Raw genomic sequence first — 19,219 nt, forward strand, 5'->3', positions numbered from 1 at the left:
ATACGTCCGTCCTAGATCTCGCCGAGCGTGACCTCGACCGTGTTCTCGGCCCCGTTTCTCGTGTACGCGACCGAGACCTTGTCGCCGGGCTTGAGGGCGGCGAGTTGCTCCGCGAGCGCCACCATCGTGGGGACGTCTGTGCCGTTGATCTGGGTGATGATGTCCCCGGACTGGATCCCGGCTTTCTGCGCGGCCCCGCCGTCGTTGACGTCCACGACGGCGACCCCGTCCGGCTGGTAGGAGCTGCCGAGCACCGTACGGCTCGTGATGCCGAGCGCGGCCCGCCCCGAGTCCGTGACCTTGCCCTTCTTGACGACCTGGCCGGCGACCGTCTTGACCATGGACGAGGGGATCGCGAACCCGATGCCGGGTGCCGCGCCGCCGCCCATGTTGGGGTCTGTCGCGGCGAGCGTCGGGATGCCGACGACCTGCCCGTCGAGATTGACGAGGGCGCCGCCGCTGTTGCCCGGGTTGATCGCCGCGGACGTCTGCACCATGTTCCCGATGGTGGCGCCGGTCCCGCCGCCCGCGGGGTTCTCGCTGACGGTCCGCCCGGTCGCCGAGACGATGCCCTGCGTGACGCTGGAGGACAGGCCGAGCGGCGAGCCCATCGCCAGGGTGATCTGGCCGACCTCGACCTTGGACGAGTTCGCGAACTTCGCGGGCTTGAGCCCCTCGGGCACCTTGTCCAGCTTGACGACGGCGAGGTCCTGGTCGGGGTAGGCGTAGACGAGCGTCGCGGTCAGCTCGGTCTCGCTGTTGGACGTGGTCACCTTGAACGTCTTCTCGTTGCCGACCACGTGCGCGTTGGTGACGATGTGCCCCTTGTCGTCGTAGACGATCCCGGAGCCTTGCTCGGCCGAGCCCTGGATCTGGACGACCGACGGCAGGACGTCCCTGATCACCTTCTGGTAGTCGGCCTGCAGAGCGTTGCCGGAGACGGCCGCGGCCTGCTCCGTGGTGCCGGACGGCTTCGTCGACGGGCCGGACGGGCCGGAGGAGTCGGAGCCGGAGCAGCCGCCTGCCAGGGCCACCGAGCAGACGACGGCGGTCAGCGGCAGCGCGAACCGCGGAACGCGGCCACGCCCGCTGCGAGTGGCACGGGTACGCGTACGGGATCCGGAAAGAGAGCGGGGGCGGGAACGGTCACGGAAATCATCCATGCCCGGATTGTCGCCGTCGTCCGGTTGTTCCTGCCTGTGGTGGACCGCCGAACAGGGGGCGCGCCGGGGCCCTCAGCCCCGCACGCCGCACAGGTGCAGCAGGGCCGCCACCCGGCGGTACGGCTCCGTGCGGCCCGCCCGCTCCTCCGCCGCGAGCAGCGTGTGGAACTCGCCGGGCGGCGGCACGGGCGCGTCGTCCCCCGCCGTGTCCGTGAAGACCCGCACGCCGTACCAGGCGTGCAGCGGGGCCCCGATCCCGGCCAGCGTCGCGGTCAGTGCGTCGAGCCGGTCGGCCCGCACGTCGAGCCCGAGCCGGTTGCGGTACGAGAGCGTGTCGAAGGAGCCGAGCGCCGCCTGCCAGTCCCCGGCGAGGCCGGGCCGCATGGCGAGCGCGTCACCGTTGCGCACGAGGAGCGAGAGCAGGCCGCCGGGGGCCAGCATCCGCGCCAGGCCCGCGAGCAGCGCGTCGGGGTCCTCGACGTACATCAGGACCCCGTGGCACAGGACCACGTCGAAGCTGCCGGGCAGGAAGTGCACCCCGGTCTCACGGCCGTCACCCTCCACGAGGCGCACCCGGCCGCGGATGCCCTCGGGCTCCTCGGCGAGCGCGGCCCTCGCTGCGGCGACCATCCCGGGATCCTGCTCGACCCCGGTCACCTGATGTCCGGCACGCGCGAGGCGCAGGGCCTGCGTGCCCTGGCCCATGCCGACGTCGAGGATCCGCAGCCGCTGCCCGACGGGGTAGCGCGCGGCCAGCTGCTCATCGAGCTGCCGGGCCACGAGCTCCTGGCGTACGGAATTGCGCAGACCGCTCAGCTTGCCGAGCCAGGACGCCGCGGCGCCGCCGGAGAAGGCCTCCGTGCTCAGGGCCGCTCCCCGCGCTTGACCTGGGGCTTGGGCAGACGGAGCCGGCGCATCTGGAGCGTGCGCATCAGGGCGTACGCGACGGCGCCCTTCTTCGGCTCGTTCGGGAACTTCTCGGCCAGACGCTTCTTCAGGCGGAACGCCGTCACGACCGAGTCGAGCACGATCAGCACGATCACGATCAGCCAGAGCAGCAGCGCGATGTTCTGGAGACTCGAGATCCGGACCATGGTCATCACGAGGATGATCACGGCCAGGGGCAGGAAGAACTCGGCGATGCAGAAGCGCGAGTCGACGAAGTCGCGCGCGAACTTTCGCACCGGACCCTTGTCGCGGGCGGGAAGATAACGCTCGTCACCGCTGGCGAGCGCCTGGCGCTGCCTCTCCATCGCGGTGCGGCGCTCGTCGCGCTGCCGCTTCGACGCCTCCTTGCGGGTCGTCGGCGTATTGGCCACACTGCGGCGCTGGGTCTGGGCCTGGCTGCGCTTGGGCGTAGGGCGGCCCTTGGGGGCCTGCGGGTCACGGGGCTGCGTGGAGTTGGTCACCGGTGCCTTGGCGGCCGGGGCCTTCTCGTCCTTGGATCGGCTACGGAACACAAAGCCCAAGGGTACGTGGTGCGGGCGCATGGACCAGAGGCGAGTGGGGAACGATCCGGCAACACCCTGCGTCAGTGTTGCTGAGCGTTCCCGGCAGCTGCACCGCGTGCTCGTAGATCCGGCCACCCCGGGGGGACACCTACTCCCTGCGCCGGAGCGGGACCGGACGCAGTCGTCCTTGGGGATGAGCGCATCCGCACCTGAACAGTGCGGTAATAGAGGCAGGACCCGTACTGTGGGTTCTGTCGCAGTGCTGGTGCTGGACGTCTGCTGGATCTGTCAGAAGGGGGCGCGCGAAGCCCATGAGCGGTGTCATGAAGCGTATGGGGATGATCTTCCGCGCGAAGGCGAACAAGGCCCTTGACCGGGCCGAGGACCCGCGCGAGACCCTCGATTACTCGTACCAGAAGCAGCTGGAGCTGCTCCAGAAGGTGCGCCGCGGCGTCGCCGACGTGGCGACCTCGCGCAAGCGCCTGGAGTTGCAGCTCAACCAGCTCCAGTCCCAGTCGTCCAAGCTGGAGGACCAGGGCCGCAAGGCGCTCGCGCTCGGCCGCGAGGACCTGGCCCGCGAGGCGCTCTCGCGCCGGGCAGCCCTTCAGCAGCAGGTCACCGACCTGGAGACGCAGCACCAGACCCTCCAGGGCGAGGAGGAGAAGCTCACCCTCGCGGCGCAGCGCCTCCAGGCCAAGGTCGACGCCTTCCGTACGAAGAAGGAGACGATCAAGGCGACGTACACCGCGGCCCAGGCACAGACCCGGATCGGAGAGGCCTTCTCCGGCATCTCCGAGGAGATGGGCGACGTGGGCATGGCCATCCAGCGTGCCGAGGACAAGACGGCGCAGCTCCAGGCCCGGGCCGGCGCGATCGACGAGCTGCTTGCCTCCGGCGCCCTCGACGACCAGTCCGGCCTCGCCAAGGACGACATCCAGAGCGAGCTGGACCGCCTCTCCGGTGGTACGGATGTAGAGCTGGAACTCCAGCGGATGAAGGCCGAACTGTCGGGCGGCTCCTCCTCGCAGCAGGCCATCGAGGGCGGTCAGGGCCAGCAGTCTCCGACGCAGACGCCGCAGGACACCCCGCGCTTCGACAAGCAGTAGTCCCACGCCGAGGAGGGCGTCATGATCGTACGGATCATGGGGGAGGGGCAGGTGGAGCTGGCCGACAGCCACTTCACCGAGCTCAACAAGCTCGACAACGAGCTCCTGGCCGAGATGGAGAACGGGGACGGTCCCGGTTTCCGCCGCACGCTCAACGCCCTGCTCGAAACGGTGCGCTCCGTCGGCACCCCGCTGCCCGACGCGTCACTCGAACCTTCGGAACTCATTCTTCCGTCCCCGGACGCGACCCTGGAAGAGGTCCGGGAGATGCTCAGCGACGACGGTCTGATCCCTGGCTGAGCCGCTGCCCGCGGTACGTGGCCCGTCGCGCGTACCGCTGATGGACGGGCCTGCCGCGCACGGACGAGGGGGCGATACCGTGACGCCGGTGACCCCCTTCGTACGCTGGGCCAGGACTCACCCCCGGGCCATGGACGCGGCCCTCGCGGCGGCGGTGCTGCTCTGCATGATCGCCGCCTCCTTCGCCGATCCGAACGGCGGCCGCGACGGCACTCCCACCTGGGGCACCCGCAGTCCCCAGGTCCTCAGCGTCGTCCTCATGGTGCTCGGCGCGGCCGCCCTCGTCCTGCGCCGCCGCGCCCCCATGGCGGTCCTCGCGGCCACCTCCGCCGTCACTCTGGCGGAACTCGTCACCGGCGACCCCCGCGCGCCCGTCGCGATGAGCGCCGTCGTCGCGCTCTACACCGTCGCCGCCACCACCGACCGTCCCACCACGTGGCGCGTCGGCCTCGCCACCATGGCCGTCCTCTCCGGCGCCGCCATGCTGGCCGGCCCCCTGCCCTGGTACTCGCAGGAGAACCTCGGCGTCTTCGCCTGGACCGGCATGGCCGCCGCGGCCGGGGACGCCGTGCGCAGCCGGCGCGCGTTCGTCGACGCGATCCGCGAGCGGGCCGAGCGTGCCGAGCGCACACGGGAGGAGGAGGCCCGGCGCCGGGTCGCCGAGGAGCGTCTGCGCATCGCCCGTGACCTTCACGACGTCGTCGCGCACCACATCGCCCTGGTCAACGTCCAGGCGGGCGTCGCCTCGCACGTCATGGACAAGCGCCCCGACCAGGCCAAGGAGGCCCTGTCGCACGTGCGCGAGGCGAGCCGCTCCGCGCTCAACGAACTCCGCGCCACCGTGGGCCTGTTGAGGCAGTCCGGCGACCCCGAGGCGCCCACCGAGCCGGCACCGGGACTCGACCGCCTCGAAGACCTCGTCGGCACGTTCCGCAACGCCGGCCTGCCCGTCGAGGTCGCCTGCGCCGACCGGGCCACCGGCCTGCAGGCCGCCGTCGACCTGGCCGCCTACCGCATCATCCAGGAGGCCCTGACCAATGTGCAGAAGCACGCGGGCGCCGAGGCCAAGGCCGAGGTCAGCGTCGTGCGCGTAGGCCCGAACATCGAGGTCACGATCCTCGACAACGGGCCCGGCACCGAGCAGCCCTCGCCCGACAGCGGTGGCCACGGCCTCCTCGGCATGCGCGAGCGCGTCGCCGCGATCGGCGGCAGCTGCTCGGCGGGACCGCGCTACGGGGGCGGGTTCCGCGTCCATGCGATCCTGCCCGTCCAGGCCCACGCCACCGCGGGCCTCGCCACGGACACGGGGGACGCTGGATGACCATCCGGGTACTGCTCGCCGACGACCAGGCCCTGCTGCGCAGCGCCTTCCGCGTCCTCGTGGACTCCGAACCCGACATGCTCGTCGTGGGCGAGGCCTCGAACGGCGCGGAGGCGGTCAGCCTCGCCAAGTCGGAGAAGGCCGACGTCGTCCTGATGGACATCCGGATGCCCGGCACCGACGGACTCGCCGCGACCCGCCTGATCAGCGCCGACCCCGAACTGGCCCACGTACGCGTCGTGATGCTCACGACGTTCGAGGTCGACGAGTACGTCGTCCAGTCGCTGCGCGCGGGCGCCTCCGGCTTCCTCGGCAAGGGCGCCGAACCCGAGGAGCTCCTCGGCGCCGTGCGGATCGCCGCCGCGGGCGAGGCTCTCCTGTCGCCGGTCGCGACCAAGGGCCTGATCGCCAAGTTCCTCGCCCAGGGCGAGGGGTACGGCGACTGGGAGGAAGGCGCGCGCCCCGGCGGTGCCCACGGCGAACGCCTCGCCGCGCTGACCACCCGCGAGCGCGAGGTGCTCGTCCAGGTCGCCGGCGGCCACTCGAACGACGAGATCGCGGAGCGCCTCCAGGTCAGCCCGCTCACGGTCAAGACCCATGTGAACCGCGCCATGGCCAAGCTCGGTGCGCGGGACCGTGCCCAACTCGTAGTAATCGCCTACGAATCGGGCCTGGTCCGTCCAAGGGTGGAGTGAGCCGGGGTCTCCGCGTACTACGGGCGCAGTATGCGGCGCATAAGAACGGGACCTGGGAGCTACGGATCCGCCGTCGCGCATGACTGAGGGTGTAGGGGGCCCCGCACGTGTCTTCGGACGCACCCGCGTCCCCCGGACGCCCGGGGCCTCCTCCTGCCGCGCTTGCCACAGAGAGAGACCCACACCATGTCCTGGCTGTCGAGATTCAGCCTCGCTCAACGGGCCCTGATCGGGCTGATGTCGATCATCGCGATCGTCTTCGGCGCCATCGCGATCCCCCAGCTCAAGCAGCAGCTGCTGCCCTCCATCGAACTGCCCATGGTGTCCGTCCTGGCCCCGTACCAGGGCGCGTCTCCCGACGTGGTCGAGAAGCAGGTCATCGAGCCGCTCGAGTCGACCATCGACGCGGTCGACGGCATCACCGGTATCACCTCCACGGCGAGCGAGGGCAACGCCGTGATCATGGCCCAGTTCGACTACGGCAACGGCTCCAAGCAGCTCGTCGCCGACGTCCAGCAGGCCGTGAACCGGGCCCGCGCCCAGCTCCCCGACGACGTCGACCCGCAGGTCATCGCGGGCTCCACGGACGACATGCCGACCGTCGTCCTCGCCGTCACGTCCGACAAGGACCAGCAGGCGCTCGCCGACCAGCTCGACAAGACCGTCGTCCCGTCCCTCAAGGACGTCGACGGCGTCGGCCAGGTCACCGTCGACGGTGTGCGTGACCTCCAGGTCACCGTCACCCCCGACGACAAGAAGCTCGCCGCGGCCGGGATCAGCCAGACCGCGCTCGGTCAGTCCCTCCAGGCGGGCGGCGCGACCCTGCCCGCCGGCTCCTTCGACGAGGGCGGCAGCAACCGCACCGTCCAGGTCGGCGGCGGCTTCACCTCCCTGAAGCAGATCGAGGACCTGATGGTCACCGGCGAGGGCGTCAGGAAGCCCGTACGCCTCGGTGACGTCGCCGAGGTCGCGCAGCGGCCCGCGAAGGCCGACTCGATCACCCGCACGGACGGCAAGCCCAGCCTCGCGGTCATGGTCACCATGGACCACGACGGCAGCGCGGTCGCCATCTCCGACGCGGTCAAGGACAAGCTCCCCGGCCTGCGCAAGGACCTCGGCACCGGCGCGAAGCTCACGGTCGTCAGCGACCAGGGCCCCGCGGTCTCCAAGTCCATCGACGGCCTGACGACGGAGGGCGCGCTCGGTCTCCTCTTCGCCGTCCTCGTCATCCTGGTGTTCCTGGCGTCGATCCGCTCGACCCTGGTCACCGCGGTCTCGATCCCGCTCTCGGTCGTCCTGGCCCTGATCGTTCTGTGGACCCGCGACCTCTCGCTCAACATGCTCACGCTCGGCGCGCTGACCATCGCGATCGGCCGCGTCGTGGACGACTCCATCGTCGTCCTGGAGAACATCAAGCGGCACCTCGGCTACGGCGAGGAGCGCCAGGAGGCGATCCTCAAGGCGGTCCGCGAGGTCGCGGGCGCCGTCACGTCGTCCACCCTGACCACCGTCGCCGTCTTCCTGCCCATCGGCCTGGTGGGCGGCATGGTCGGCGAGCTGTTCGGCTCGTTCTCGCTGACGGTCACGGCGGCCCTGCTGGCCTCGCTGATCGTCTCGCTCACCGTCGTCCCGGTCCTGTCGTACTGGTTCCTGCGCCCGCCCAAGGCGATCGAGGGCGTCGACCCGGAGGAGGCGCGCCGCAAGGCGGAGGAGAAGGAGGCGCGGTCCTGGCTCCAGCGGATCTACGTCCCCGTCCTGCGCTTCGCGACCCGTCGCCGCCTCACCAGCGTCCTCATCGCGGTCGTGGTCCTGGTCGGCACGTTCGGCATGGCCCCCATGCTGAAGACGAACTTCTTCGACCAGGGCGAGCAGGAAGTCCTGTCCATCAAGCAGGAGCTGAAGCCGGGCACCAGCCTGGCGGCGACCGACGCCGCGGCGAAGAAGGTCGAGAAGCTGCTCGAAGGCGTCGACTCGGTCAAGGACTACCAGGTCACCATCGGCTCGTCCGGCTTCATGGCGGCCTTCGGCGGCGGCACCGACACCAACCAGGCCTCGTACCAGGTGACGCTGAAGGACAAGGCGTCGTACGAGAAGACCCAGCATCGCATCGAGAAGGGTCTCGGCGAGCTCTCCGGGATCGGCCGGACCACCATCGCGGCCGGTGACGGCTTCGGCAGCCAGGATCTGAGCGTCGTGGTGAAGGCGGCCGACGGCCAGGTCCTGCGCAAGGCGGCCGACGAGGTCCGCCACGAGGTCGCCGAGCTCGACGGCGTCACGGACGTCACCAGCGACCTGTCGCAGTCGGTCCCGCGCATCTCGGTCAAGGCCAACTCCAAGGCCGCGGCCGCCGGGTTCAACGACACCACGCTCGGCGCGGCCGTCGGCCAGGCCGTGCGCGGTACGACCAGCGGCAAGGCGATCCTCGACGACACCGAGCGCGACGTCGTCGTGAAGTCGGCGAAGCCCGCCACGACCATGGACGAGCTCAAGAAGCTCCCGATGGGCCCCCGCGGTCTGAAGCTCGGCGACATCGCCACGGTGAAGCTGGTCGACGGGCCGGTCTCCATGACCCGGATCGACGGGGCCCGGGCCGCGACGATCACGGCCAGGCCGACCGGTGACAACACCGGCGCGGTCAGCGCCGACCTCCAGACGAAGATCAAGGCCCTGAAGCTGCCCGCGGGCGCGAAGGCCACGATCGGCGGCGTCACGTCCGACCAGGACGACGCGTTCAAGAACCTCGGCCTCGCGATGCTGGCCGCGATCGCGATCGTGTTCATGCTCCTGGTCGCCACGTTCCGCTCGCTGGCGCAGCCGCTGATCCTGCTGGTCTCGATCCCGTTCGCGGCGACCGGTGCGATCGGCCTGCTCATCGCCACCGGCACCCCGATGGGTGTCCCGGCGATGATCGGCATGCTGATGCTCATCGGCATCGTGGTCACCAACGCGATCGTCCTGATCGACCTGATCAACCAGTACCGCAAGGAGGGCTACGGCACGATCGAGGCGGTCATCGAGGGCGGCCGCCACCGTCTGCGCCCGATCCTCATGACGGCCCTGGCGACGATCTTCGCCCTGCTCCCGATGGCGCTCGGCGTCACCGGTGAGGGCGGTTTCATCGCCCAGCCGCTCGCGGTGGTGGTGATCGGCGGTCTGATCACGTCGACGCTCCTGACGCTCCTCCTCGTCCCGACGCTCTACGCGATGCTGGAGCTCCGCAAGGAGCGGCGCCGCAAGAAGCGCGAGGCGAAGCGGGCGAAGAAGGCCGGGGTGACGGCCGGGCCGGAGGCCGCGCGGGCCTCGGAGTCCGAGTCCGGCGAGCCGGAGCCGGCGGGCGTCTGACCCTTTCGGCGCAAAGCCCGGAGCCCGGGTCCCACCTTCGTGTGGGACCCGGGCTCCGGGCATTGCGCGGCTTTCGCGCCTACGGCAGCGCCAGCATCCGCTCCAGCGCCTGCTTCGCGAACTGCTCGGTCTCGCGGTCGACCTCGATCCGGTTGACCAGGTTGCCCTCGGCCAGGGACTCCAGGGTCCACACCAGGTGCGGCAGGTCGATGCGGTTCATCGTCGAGCAGAAGCAGACCGTCTTGTCGAGGAAGACGATCTCCTTGTCGGGGTGCGCGTTGGCGAGGCGCCGCACCAGGTTGAGCTCGGTGCCGATCGCCCACTTCGACCCGGCCGGGGCCGCGTCGAGGGCCTTGATGATGTACTCCGTCGAGCCGACCTCGTCCGCCGCGGCGACGACCTCGTGCTTGCACTCGGGGTGCACCAGGACCCGTACGCCGGGGATCCGCTCGCGGACGTCGTTGACCGAGTCGATCGAGAAGCGCCCGTGCACCGAGCAGTGCCCGCGCCACAGGATCATCTTCGCGTTCCGCAGCTCCTCGGCGGTCAGGCCGCCGTTCGGCTTGTGCGGGTTGTACAGGACGCAGTCCTCCAGGGACATCCCCATGTCCCGCACGGCGGTGTTGCGCCCGAGGTGCTGGTCCGGCAGGAAGAGCACCTTTGTTGAATTGGGCTCGCCCTGCTCGAAGGCCCAGTCAAGGGCCCTCTTCGCGTTCGACGAGGTACAGATCGTGCCGCCGTGCTTGCCGGTGAACGCCTTGATGTCCGCAGAGGAGTTCATGTACGAGACGGGCACGACCTGCTCGGCGATGCCGGCCTCGGTCAGCACGTCCCAGCACTCGGCGACCTGCTCGGCGGTGGCCATGTCGGCCATGGAGCACCCGGCGGCCAGGTCGGGCAGGACCACCTTCTGGTCGTCGCCGGTGAGGATGTCGGCGGACTCGGCCATGAAGTGCACACCGCAGAAGACGATGTACTCGGCCTCCGGCCGGGCGGCCGCGTCGCGGGCGAGCTTGAAGGAGTCGCCGGTGACGTCCGCGAACTGGATGACCTCGTCGCGCTGGTAGTGGTGGCCGAGAACGAAGACCTTGTCCCCGAGCTTCTCCTTGGCCGCGCGGGCGCGCTCCACCAGGTCCGGGTCGGACGGGGAGGGCAGGTCTCCAGGGCACTCCACACCGCGCTCGCTCCGCGGGTCGGCCTCGCGGCCGAGCAGCAGGAGAGCCAGCGGAGTCGGCTGAACGTCCAGGTCAACTGGGGTCTGGGCCGTGGTCACGTCACGCACCCTTTCTTGTTATGACATTCGTGCGGCGAGGCTTCTCGTCGAAATGACGCTATCTATCATAACTGCTTCACGTCAGAATGACGATGGCCATCGTGTCGATGTGACGCAATCCGCGCGGACCGGCCCGTGCCCCCCGCGCGCGGGGTGTGCGAGCATGAAAGGGCAAGGAAGCCGAACTCGCCGAGAGGCGAAACACGAGCGCCAGGGCCGGAATGAATCCGCGGCCCCGCCGGTTGGAACGTCGGCAAGCAGTCTCCGTACAACCCTGGAGAGAAGCAGATGTCCGTATCGGACGAGACCACCACCGTGAGCGACGGCATCCTCCTGTCCGACGCCGCCGCGGCCAAGGTCAAGGCCCTCCTTGACCAGGAAGGGCGCGACGACCTGGCGCTGCGCGTCGCCGTACAGCCCGGAGGCTGCTCCGGCCTGCGTTACCAGCTCTTCTTCGACGAGCGCTCCCTCGACGGGGACGTCGTGAAGGACTTCGGTGGCGTCAAGGTCGTCACCGACCGCATGAGCGCCCCGTACCTGGGCGGCGCCTCCGTCGACTTCGTCGACACCATCGAGAAGCAGGGCTTCACGATCGACAACCCGAACGCCACGGGCTCCTGCGCCTGCGGCGACTCGTTCAGCTGAGTCTGAGCCCGCACATACACGAAGCGGCGGTTCCCTGCTCGAGGGGGAACCGCCGCTTCGTGTTTCGTCACGGGGTCAGCTCTGCGGCGCGGGCTCCTGCCCCTGCTTGCCGTCCGTGTGCGGCACCGCCTTGTCCTGGGAGTCCACGACCTTCCGGCCGTCGAGCGGCTCGTCCAGCGTCACCGGCAGCGTGTAGAACTTCGCCATCGCGATGCAGACCGTGCCCTTCTTCCGCGTCTCCGTGACCTTCAGGGCGACCTTGCCGTCCTCCTCCGTCGCGGTGGCCGTGTAGGTGCTGCACACGCCGCCCGTGAAGTGCGCCGTCAGCGTCCGCCCGTCCACCGTGTAGCCGTCGGGGCGCACGTCGCGGGTGTCGGTCCCCGGGGCACCGGGCCTGACGCTCGGCCGCGGGCTCGGCTTGTCGGCCGGCCCCGGCGCGTGCGGCGACGTCAGGAACTTCGGGTCCACCGCGGGATGCGTCACCGTGAACGCCGCCTGCCCGCCCTGCGGCTTCACCTGGAACAGCCACGACGGTACGAGGATCTGCCGCCCCTGCGTGAACTGCACCGCGAGCCCGAACGTGGCCCCGGTGACATGGACGGGCGCCGCCGCGGGCAGCTTCGTCGGCGCCTTGCACGGCGCCTCGTCCCGCTGCTTCACCGGCACCGGGCTCGCGCAGCCGCCGATACCGACGCGACCGGCCCCGACAGCCGCGGAGTTGAGCAGATCGAGCGTCCTCTGCGCGCTGATCACGGGGTACGTGTCGCCCTTGACCGGCTTCTTCAACTGACCGCTGCCGCCGACCACTTGACCGTCCGAGCCGACCTGGACGCCCGTGGTCCAGCCGTACGTGGGCAGGTCGCCCACGCGGGGTTCCGCGTTCACCACCCGTACCGCGCCCATCAGTTGGCGCGCGTCGAGCTTCGCGTCGTCCTGGCCGAGCGCCTTGAGCACCGGAGCGGCCGCCTTCTTCGCGGCGTCCTCGCTCACGGCGTCCTTGGTGCTGCCGTTCCCCGGCGCCTCGGTGCACTGGGTGGGGCTCGCGCACTTGTGGCCCGCGGACGGTGCGTAGCGCGCGTACGTCCAGGCGCCGGGGGCCCGCTCGGTCACCTGGAGTGAGGGGCCCGAGCCGTCCTTCGCCGGGCCCACCTTCCAGGCGCCGTTCTCCAGGCGTGGGGCGCCCTGCGCGTCGAGCGTCCTGGCGAGCGCGGCGACATCGGCCGCGGTCACCTTGCCCTCGCTCCGGTAGACGGGGGCGTCGCCGGGGCCCGTGGGGAGCTTGCCGTCGGCCCGGTAACGGGTGCCGTTCGGGTCGGGCTCGCCCGGCGCGATTCCCGAGGTGGAGCCCGTGCCGCCCTTCCGGTAGCCGTCCAGGGGCAGCGGCGGGGGAGCGGAGCCGTCGCCGGCCGCCGGAGTCCCGCCGCGGCCGTCGCCGTCGGCCGAGGCCGCCGCGAAATACGCGCCACCGCCACCGACGAGGAGTACCGCTGCCGCGACCGAGGCGACGGCCAGCGGGGACCGCCCCCGGTGTCGATCCTGCGTCTGCTCGGTGCTCACCGCATCGCTCCTTAGCTGCCGCGTCGTACGCCGTATCCCCTATACGGGGGACAGCGATGGGACGCAGCGGGGGAGCGTGCGGTTCCCTCCTCGCTCCCCAGGGCCCGCGCGGGCGCCTCTCTAGTCCCCGTATTCGGACATCGAGTCGATGAGCCGCGCGGACTTGGAGGGCACGACGACGCCGTGGGGGAGGGAGGGGGTGGCGGGAGTCTGCTTGTCCTTGGCGGGGGCCGTCCAGTGCGGGGCCATTCGGGCGCAGTCGCCGCGCAGGGAGGCGAGGCCGCCTTCGAGGTCGAGCGGTGCGGACGCGGTGCGGACCTTGAGGTTCGTCATAGAGGAACGCTATGCAGGTTCCGCCTCGCGAAGAAAGACCTACTATCGGGTAGTTTTGCCACTTCAGTCGGACGGACGCGACCCGGTAGCGTAAAGCGTCAACCCCCTCCGCTCAGGAAGACGTGACCACGCCGTGCGTATCGCAGTCACCGGCTCCATCGCCACCGACCACCTCATGACCTTCCCCGGCCGCTTCGCCGACCAGCTGGTCGCGGATCAGCTGCACACGGTCTCCCTCTCCTTCCTCGTCGACAACCTCGACGTCCGCCGGGGCGGTGTCGGCGCGAACATCGCGTTCGGCATGGGGCAGCTCGGCACGGACCCGATCCTGGTCGGCGCCGCGGGCTCCGACTTCGACGAGTACCGCGCCTGGCTCGACCGGCACGGCGTGGACACCGACTCCGTCCGCATCTCCGAGGTCCTGCACACGGCCCGCTTCGTCTGCACCACGGACGCCGACCACAACCAGATCGGCTCCTTCTACACGGGCGCCATGAGCGAGGCCCGCCTCATCGAGCTGCAGGCCGTCGCCGAGCGCGTCGGCGGCCTCGACCTGGTGCTGATCGGCGCGGACGACCCAGAGGGCATGCTCCGCCACACGGAGGAGTGCCGCTCGCGCTCCATCCCGTTCGCCGCGGACTTCTCGCAGCAGATCGCCCGGATGAACGGCGACGAGATCCGCACGCTCCTGGACGGCGCGACGTACCTCTTCTCGAACGAGTACGAGAAGGGCCTCATCGAGAGCAAGACCGGCTGGACCGACGAGGAGATCCTCGGCAAGGTCGGCCACCGCGTCACGACCCTCGGCTCGCGCGGCGTCCGCATCGAGACCGTCGGCGAGGACCCGATCGAGGTCGGCTGCGCCGAGGAGGAGGCCAAGGTCGACCCGACCGGCGTCGGCGACGCGTTCCGCGCGGGCTTCCTGTCCGGCCTGGCCTGGGGCGTCGGCCATGAGCGCGCCGCCCAGGTCGGCTGCATGCTCGCCACGCTGGTCATCGAGACCCTCGGCACGCAGGAGTACCAGCTGCGCCGCGGCCACTTCATGGACCGCTTCACCAAGGCGTACGGCCACGAGGCCGCGGCCGAGGTCAAGGAGTACCTGAAGTAGTCCCGTCAGGAGAGCCGGCGGACCACATAGGCGGCACCGTGCTCCGCCGGCTCCTCCCCGACGTACTCCTGGCTCCGCATCTCGCACCACGCGGGGATGTCGAGCCGCGCCGCCTCGTCGTCGGCGAGCACGGTCACGGTCCCGCCCACCGGCACGTCCCCGATCACCTTCGCCAGCTCGATGACGGGGATCGGGCACCGCTTGCCGAGCGCGTCGACCACGAGGGAGGGCGCACTCGCCGGCGCGGGGGCGGGCGCGGTCACGGCCGTCGCCCCCAGTCGCTCCCGTACCGACGCCACCGTCCCCGGCAGCACTCCGAGGAACCGCTCGACGTCGTCCCCGGCCGTCCCGAGCGGCAGCGACACCCGTACGTTCCCCTCGCTCAGCACCCCCATCGCCTTGAGGACATGGCTCGGGGTCAGCGTGCTGCTCGTGCACGAAGATCCGGACGAAACAGAAAAACCGGCCCGGTCCAGCTCGTGCAGCAGAGTCTCTCCGTCGACATAGAGACAGGAGAAGGTCACCACGTGCGGCAGCCGCCGCACCGGGTCGCCCACCACCTCGACATCGGGCACGAGCCCCGGCACCCGGGCCCGGATCCGCTCCGTCAACTCCCGCAGCCGCGCGTCCTCCTCGGCGGCCTCGGCCCGCACCGCCCGCAGTGAGGCCGCCGCCGCCACGACGGCCGGAATGTTCTCGAACCCGGCCGCCCGCCCCGACTCCCGCTCGTCGGCCGGGCCTTGGGTCGCGAACCGCACCCCCTTGCGCACGACGAGCAGTCCTACGCCCGCCGGGCCACCCCACTTGTGCGCGCTGCCCGCGAGCAGCGACCAGTCGCCCTCGACCGGCCCCCACGCGAGCGACTGCGCCGCGTCCACGAGCAGCGGCACCCCGGCGGCCCGGCACGCCGCGGCGACCTCGGCCACCGGCTGCACCGTCCCCACCTCGTGGTTGGCGGACTGGAGACAGGCGAGCGCCGTGTCCTCCCTCAGCGCGTCGGCGTACGCGCCGGGGGAGACGGAACCGGCCCGGTTGACGCCCACCTCGGTCACCGACCCGCCGTCCGCCTCCAGCGCGGCAGCCGAATGGAGTACCGAGGAGTGCTCGACCGCGGAAACCACCAGATGCCGGCCGACGCGCCGACGTCCCGCGAGCGCGCCGGAGATTCCCACATGCACGGCCCGCGTCCCCGAAGGGGTGAAAACGAGCTCGTCCGGGCGGCAGCCCACGGCGTCCGCGGCGGCCTCACGGGCCGCGTCCAGCAGCAGCCGGGCCCGCCTCCCCTCGCGGTAGAGCCGGGCGGGGTCGGCCCACCCCTCGTCCAGCGAGGCGAGCAGCGCCTGCCGGGCCACGGGGTGCAGGGGAGCGGAGGATGCAGCGTCGAAGTAGGACACACCGCAACGGTAAAGCCCCGGGTGAGCACGGCGTCGGGCCAGGGACGCGGAGGACGGCACGACGCCCACCGCCCGGAGCGCGCCCCGCCGTCGGACCGCTCGCCCCGCGCCCACCGGACATCCCCCCGATCCCCCGTCAGATCCCCCCGGAACAGCAAGTTCCACCCCTTCTGAGTGACCCGCGGCGCGTTAGGCACCCTCCCCGCGCGACCCCAATTAGCGTCCAGTAGGGTTTGGTCCGCATAAACATCCAAACCCCTGCCCGTGTGCCAGGGCGGCGAGCGACCAGCGAGACGGCCGTAGCCAACCAGCGCGGGCGAGACTCTCGGGAAGGCGCTACGTGAGTCCCAACGGCTCCGACCGCTCGTCGCGGCGCCCGATGCGGCGGAAGCTGCCGCAGGTGCTGACTGCGGGCCTGATCCTGGTAACCGCTACTGGTTGCACATACAAGGACTTTCCTCGTCTTGGTATGCCGACCCCGGTTACGGAAGAAGGTCCCAGGATCCTCTCCCTCTGGCAGGGCTCGTGGGCGGCAGCGCTCGCCACGGGTGTCCTTGTCTGGGGCCTGATCCTGTGGAGCATCTTCTTCCACCGGCGCAGCCGCACCAAGATCGAGGTACCTACGCAGACGCGGTACAACATGCCGCTAGAGGCGCTGTACACGGTTGTACCGCTCATCATCGTCTCGGTCCTCTTCTACTTCACGGCGCGAGACGAGACGAAGCTCCTCAGCCTCGCGGACAAGCCGGCCCACACCATCAACGTGGTCGGCTATCAGTGGAGCTGGGGCTTCAACTACGTCGAGAACGTGCCCGGCTCCACGGGTGACGCGAAGACCTCGAAGGAACTGGCCGGCATTCCGGACCGCTTCATCGAGGACTTCCCGGCGAACGCCGGCGGCGTCTACGAGGCCGGTACGCCGGCATCGAGGAACCCGCAGACGAAGAACCCCGGCCCCACCCTCTGGCTCCCCAAGGGCGAGAAGGTCCGGTTCGTCCTCACCTCGCGCGACGTCATCCATGACTTCTGGGTGGTGCCGTTCCTGATGAAGCAGGACGTCATTCCGGGCCACACCAACGCCTTCGAGGTGACTCCCAACCGGGAGGGCACCTTCCTGGGCAAGTGCGCCGAGCTCTGCGGCGTCGACCACTCGCGCATGCTGTTCAACGTGAAGGTCGTCTCTCCTGAGCGCTACCAGCAGCACCTCAAGGACCTCGCGAAGAAGGGGCAGACCGGTTACATCCCGTCCGGCATCGCGCAGACGAGCCACGAGAAGAACCGGGAGACGAACAACCTGTGAGCATCCTCAACGAACCTCAGGGTGCCGCCGCAGCTGAAGACTCGTACGAGAACGAGCTGCCGGTCAGGCGCAAGCAGCCGGGGAATGTCGTCGTCAAGTGGCTGACCACCACTGACCACAAGACGATCGGCACGCTCTACCTGGTCACGTCGTTCGCGTTCTTCTGCATCGGCGGACTCATGGCGCTCTTCATGCGCGCCGAACTCGCTCGTCCCGGCAACCAGATCATGTCGAACGAGCAGTTCAACCAGGCGTTCACGATGCACGGCACGATCATGCTGCTGATGTTCGCGACGCCGCTGTTCGCCGGTTTCACGAACTGGATCATGCCGCTGCAGATCGGCGCGCCCGACGTGGCGTTCCCGCGGCTGAACATGTTCGCCTACTGGCTCTACCTGTTCGGCTCGACCATCGCCGTCGGCGGTTTCCTCACCCCGCAGGGTGCGGCCGACTTCGGCTGGTTCGCCTACTCCCCGCTGTCGGACGCAGTCCGCAGCCCGGGCATCGGCGCCGACATGTGGATCATGGGTCTGGCCTTCTCCGGCTTCGGCACGATCCTCGGCGCGGTCAACTTCATCACCACGATCATCTGCATGCGCGCTCCCGGCATGACGATGTTCCGCATGCCGATCTTCGTGTGGAACGTGCTGCTGACCGCCGTCCTGGTCCTGCTCGCCTTCCCGGTCCTGGCGGCCGCACTGTTCGCCCTGGAGGCGGACCGAAAATTCGGCGCCCATGTGTTCGACGCGACCAACGGCGGAGCGTTGCTCTGGCAACACCTCTTCTGGTTCTTCGGACACCCAGAGGTGTACATCATCGCGTTGCCATTCTTCGGAATCATTTCCGAAGTGATCCCGGTGTTCTCGAGGAAGCCGATGTTCGGCTACTCGGGCCTGATCGGCGCGACCATCGCGATCGCGGGTCTGTCCGTGACCGTGTGGGCGCACCACATGTACGTCACCGGCGGCGTGCTGTTGCCGTTCTTCTCCTTCATGACGTTCCTCATCGCCGTACCGACCGGCGTGAAGTTCTTCAACTGGATCGGCACGATGTGGAAGGGCTCACTGTCCTTCGAGACACCGATGCTCTGGACGATCGGCTTCCTGATCACCTTCGTCTTCGGTGGTCTGACCGGCGTCATCCTGGCGGCCCCGCCGCTGGACTTCCACGTCTCGGACTCGTACTTCGTCGTCGCGCACTTCCACTACGTCGTCTTCGGCACCGTGGTCTTCGCGATGTTCGCCGGATTCCACTTCTGGTGGCCGAAGTTCACGGGCAAGATGCTCGACGAGCGGCTCGGCAAGATCACGTTCTGGACGCTGTTCATCGGCTTCCACGGCACGTTCCTGGTGCAGCACTGGCTGGGCGTCGAGGGCATGCCGCGTCGTTACGCGGACTACCTCGCGGCCGACGGCTTCACCGCGCTGAACACGATCTCGACGATCTCCTCGTTCCTGCTCGGTCTGTCGATCCTGCCGTTCCTCTACAACGTGTGGAAGACCGCCAAGTACGGCAAGAAGGTCGAGGTCGACGACCCGTGGGGCTACGGCCGTTCGCTCGAATGGGCGACGTCCTGCCCGCCGCCGCGGCACAACTTCCTCACCCTGCCGCGCATTCGCAGTGAATCGCCGGCGTTCGACCTGCACCACCCGGAGATCGCCGCGATGGACCAGCTCCAGAACGGCGGCCACGGGGGCAACGCTCTCTCCGGTGGCAAGGAGGCCGGCAAGTGAAGGTCCAAGGCAAGATGTTCATCTGGCTGAGCGTCTTCGTGCTCGCCACGGCGATCGTCTACGGCGTGTGGTCGAAGGAGCCCGCCGGAACCACGGCGCTCTTCCTGGCCTTCGGCCTGTGCATCATGGTCGGCTACTACCTGGCCTTCACGGCCCGGCGGCTCGACACCGGTGCGCAGGACAACAAGGAGGCCGATGTCGCGGACGACGCCGGTGAGGTGGGCTTCTTCAGCCCGCACAGCTGGCAGCCGCTCGCCCTGGCCATCGGTGGTGCGCTCGGTTTCATGGGCGTCGTCTTCGGCTGGTGGCTGATGTACTTCTCGGCCCCGATCATCCTGATCGGCCTGTGGGGCTGGGTCTTCGAGTACTACCGCGGCGAGAACCGGACCCAGTAGGGCCCGGCCGACGCCGAAGGGCCCGGACATTCCTGACGGAGTGTCCGGGCCCTTTCCCGTGCCCCGCACCGGCCGTGCCTCGGACGGCCCAATCGACGCGCCA

Annotated in this window: 17 protein-coding genes; 10 read left to right on the top strand and 7 right to left on the bottom strand. The window is 69.8% G+C overall.

All coding sequences use genetic code 11. From position 1 onward, the window contains the following. Positions 1 to 11 precede the first annotated feature (11 nt). The 3 genes from OG456_RS26310 to OG456_RS26320 all read right to left on the bottom strand — a co-directional run bounded on the left by OG456_RS26310 (position 12) and on the right by OG456_RS26320 (position 2,653). The gene (locus OG456_RS26310; RefSeq protein ID WP_266569437.1) at positions 12 to 1,055 is read right to left on the bottom strand and encodes a S1C family serine protease; all 1,044 of its coding nucleotides are present in this window, start codon (positions 1,053 to 1,055) and stop codon (positions 12 to 14) included. Between the two features lie 180 nt (positions 1,056 to 1,235). Then, positions 1,236 to 1,943, bottom strand: a complete 708-nt coding sequence (locus OG456_RS26315; RefSeq protein WP_266565077.1) for a bifunctional 2-polyprenyl-6-hydroxyphenol methylase/3-demethylubiquinol 3-O-methyltransferase UbiG — start codon at positions 1,941 to 1,943, stop codon at positions 1,236 to 1,238. An 83-nt stretch (positions 1,944 to 2,026) separates the two neighbouring features. Further along, positions 2,027 to 2,653 (bottom strand): DUF3043 domain-containing protein, encoded by a 627-nt coding sequence (locus OG456_RS26320; protein WP_266565079.1) that lies wholly within the window; start codon positions 2,651 to 2,653, stop codon positions 2,027 to 2,029. Between the two features lie 272 nt (positions 2,654 to 2,925). Here OG456_RS26320 and OG456_RS26325 point away from each other — a divergent pair, with 272 nt between their 5' ends. The 5 genes from OG456_RS26325 to OG456_RS26345 all read left to right on the top strand — a co-directional run bounded on the left by OG456_RS26325 (position 2,926) and on the right by OG456_RS26345 (position 9,378). Then, positions 2,926 to 3,720 carry a PspA/IM30 family protein gene (locus OG456_RS26325; RefSeq protein ID WP_266565081.1) on the top strand — a complete coding sequence of 265 codons (795 nt, stop codon included), beginning with the start codon at positions 2,926 to 2,928 and terminating at the stop codon, positions 3,718 to 3,720. A 21-nt stretch (positions 3,721 to 3,741) separates the two neighbouring features. Next, positions 3,742 to 4,020, top strand: a complete 279-nt coding sequence (locus tag OG456_RS26330; protein ID WP_116502508.1) for a hypothetical protein — start codon at positions 3,742 to 3,744, stop codon at positions 4,018 to 4,020. 130 nt (positions 4,021 to 4,150) lie between these two features. Further along, positions 4,151 to 5,341, top strand: a complete 1,191-nt coding sequence (locus tag OG456_RS26335; RefSeq protein WP_266569438.1) for a sensor histidine kinase — start codon at positions 4,151 to 4,153, stop codon at positions 5,339 to 5,341. After that, positions 5,338 to 6,036 (top strand): response regulator transcription factor, encoded by a 699-nt coding sequence (locus OG456_RS26340; protein ID WP_266565084.1) that lies wholly within the window; start codon positions 5,338 to 5,340, stop codon positions 6,034 to 6,036. Before OG456_RS26335 ends, OG456_RS26340 begins: the two co-directional genes overlap by 4 nt. A 186-nt stretch (positions 6,037 to 6,222) precedes the next feature. Continuing rightward, positions 6,223 to 9,378 (top strand): efflux RND transporter permease subunit, encoded by a 3,156-nt coding sequence (locus OG456_RS26345; RefSeq protein WP_266569439.1) that lies wholly within the window; start codon positions 6,223 to 6,225, stop codon positions 9,376 to 9,378. Between the two features lie 79 nt (positions 9,379 to 9,457). On the opposite strand, the gene nadA is transcribed toward OG456_RS26345, so the two are convergent. Beyond that, on the bottom strand, positions 9,458 to 10,660 hold the full coding sequence (gene nadA / locus OG456_RS26350) for a quinolinate synthase NadA (RefSeq protein ID WP_266565086.1): 1,203 nt from the start codon (positions 10,658 to 10,660) through the stop codon (positions 9,458 to 9,460). A gap of 279 nt (positions 10,661 to 10,939) precedes the next feature. Here nadA and OG456_RS26355 point away from each other — a divergent pair, with 279 nt between their 5' ends. Then, positions 10,940 to 11,296, top strand: a complete 357-nt coding sequence (locus OG456_RS26355) for an iron-sulfur cluster assembly accessory protein (protein WP_100592151.1) — start codon at positions 10,940 to 10,942, stop codon at positions 11,294 to 11,296. Positions 11,297 to 11,371: 75 nt separating this feature from the next. On the opposite strand, the gene OG456_RS26360 is transcribed toward OG456_RS26355, so the two are convergent. Further along, complete coding sequence (locus tag OG456_RS26360) at positions 11,372 to 12,853, bottom strand: hypothetical protein (protein WP_266565088.1); 1,482 nt, start codon at positions 12,851 to 12,853, stop codon at positions 11,372 to 11,374. A 120-nt stretch (positions 12,854 to 12,973) separates the two neighbouring features. After that, positions 12,974 to 13,186, bottom strand: coding sequence for a hypothetical protein (locus OG456_RS26365; RefSeq protein ID WP_266565090.1), 213 nt, complete (start codon positions 13,184 to 13,186; stop codon positions 12,974 to 12,976). A gap of 133 nt (positions 13,187 to 13,319) precedes the next feature. On the opposite strand from OG456_RS26365, the gene OG456_RS26370 reads away from it, so the two are divergent. Next, positions 13,320 to 14,294, top strand: a complete 975-nt coding sequence (locus OG456_RS26370) for a carbohydrate kinase family protein (protein WP_266565092.1) — start codon at positions 13,320 to 13,322, stop codon at positions 14,292 to 14,294. 5 nt (positions 14,295 to 14,299) lie between these two features. Here the strand turns inward: OG456_RS26370 and OG456_RS26375 are convergent, their stop codons facing one another. Further along, positions 14,300 to 15,688 (bottom strand): cysteine desulfurase/sulfurtransferase TusA family protein, encoded by a 1,389-nt coding sequence (locus OG456_RS26375; RefSeq protein WP_266565094.1) that lies wholly within the window; start codon positions 15,686 to 15,688, stop codon positions 14,300 to 14,302. Between the two features lie 340 nt (positions 15,689 to 16,028). Between OG456_RS26375 and coxB the strand changes: the two genes are divergently transcribed. From coxB to OG456_RS26390, 3 genes are read left to right on the top strand one after another with little or no spacing between them, the layout of a single operon-like run. Next, positions 16,029 to 16,988, top strand: a complete 960-nt coding sequence (gene coxB, locus OG456_RS26380) for a cytochrome c oxidase subunit II (protein ID WP_266565096.1) — start codon at positions 16,029 to 16,031, stop codon at positions 16,986 to 16,988. Beyond that, positions 16,985 to 18,721: a cytochrome c oxidase subunit I gene (ctaD, locus tag OG456_RS26385; protein WP_266565098.1), complete on the top strand. Its 1,737-nt coding sequence runs from the start codon at positions 16,985 to 16,987 to the stop codon at positions 18,719 to 18,721. The genes coxB and ctaD overlap by 4 nt, the downstream gene beginning before the upstream one ends. Beyond that, the gene (locus OG456_RS26390; protein WP_266565100.1) at positions 18,718 to 19,116 is read left to right on the top strand and encodes a cytochrome c oxidase subunit 4; all 399 of its coding nucleotides are present in this window, start codon (positions 18,718 to 18,720) and stop codon (positions 19,114 to 19,116) included. Before ctaD ends, OG456_RS26390 begins: the two co-directional genes overlap by 4 nt. Positions 19,117 to 19,219 lie beyond the last annotated feature (103 nt).

This window comes from Streptomyces sp. NBC_01446 (assembly GCF_026340095.1).
Classification (GTDB): domain Bacteria; phylum Actinomycetota; class Actinomycetes; order Streptomycetales; family Streptomycetaceae; genus Streptomyces; species Streptomyces aureus.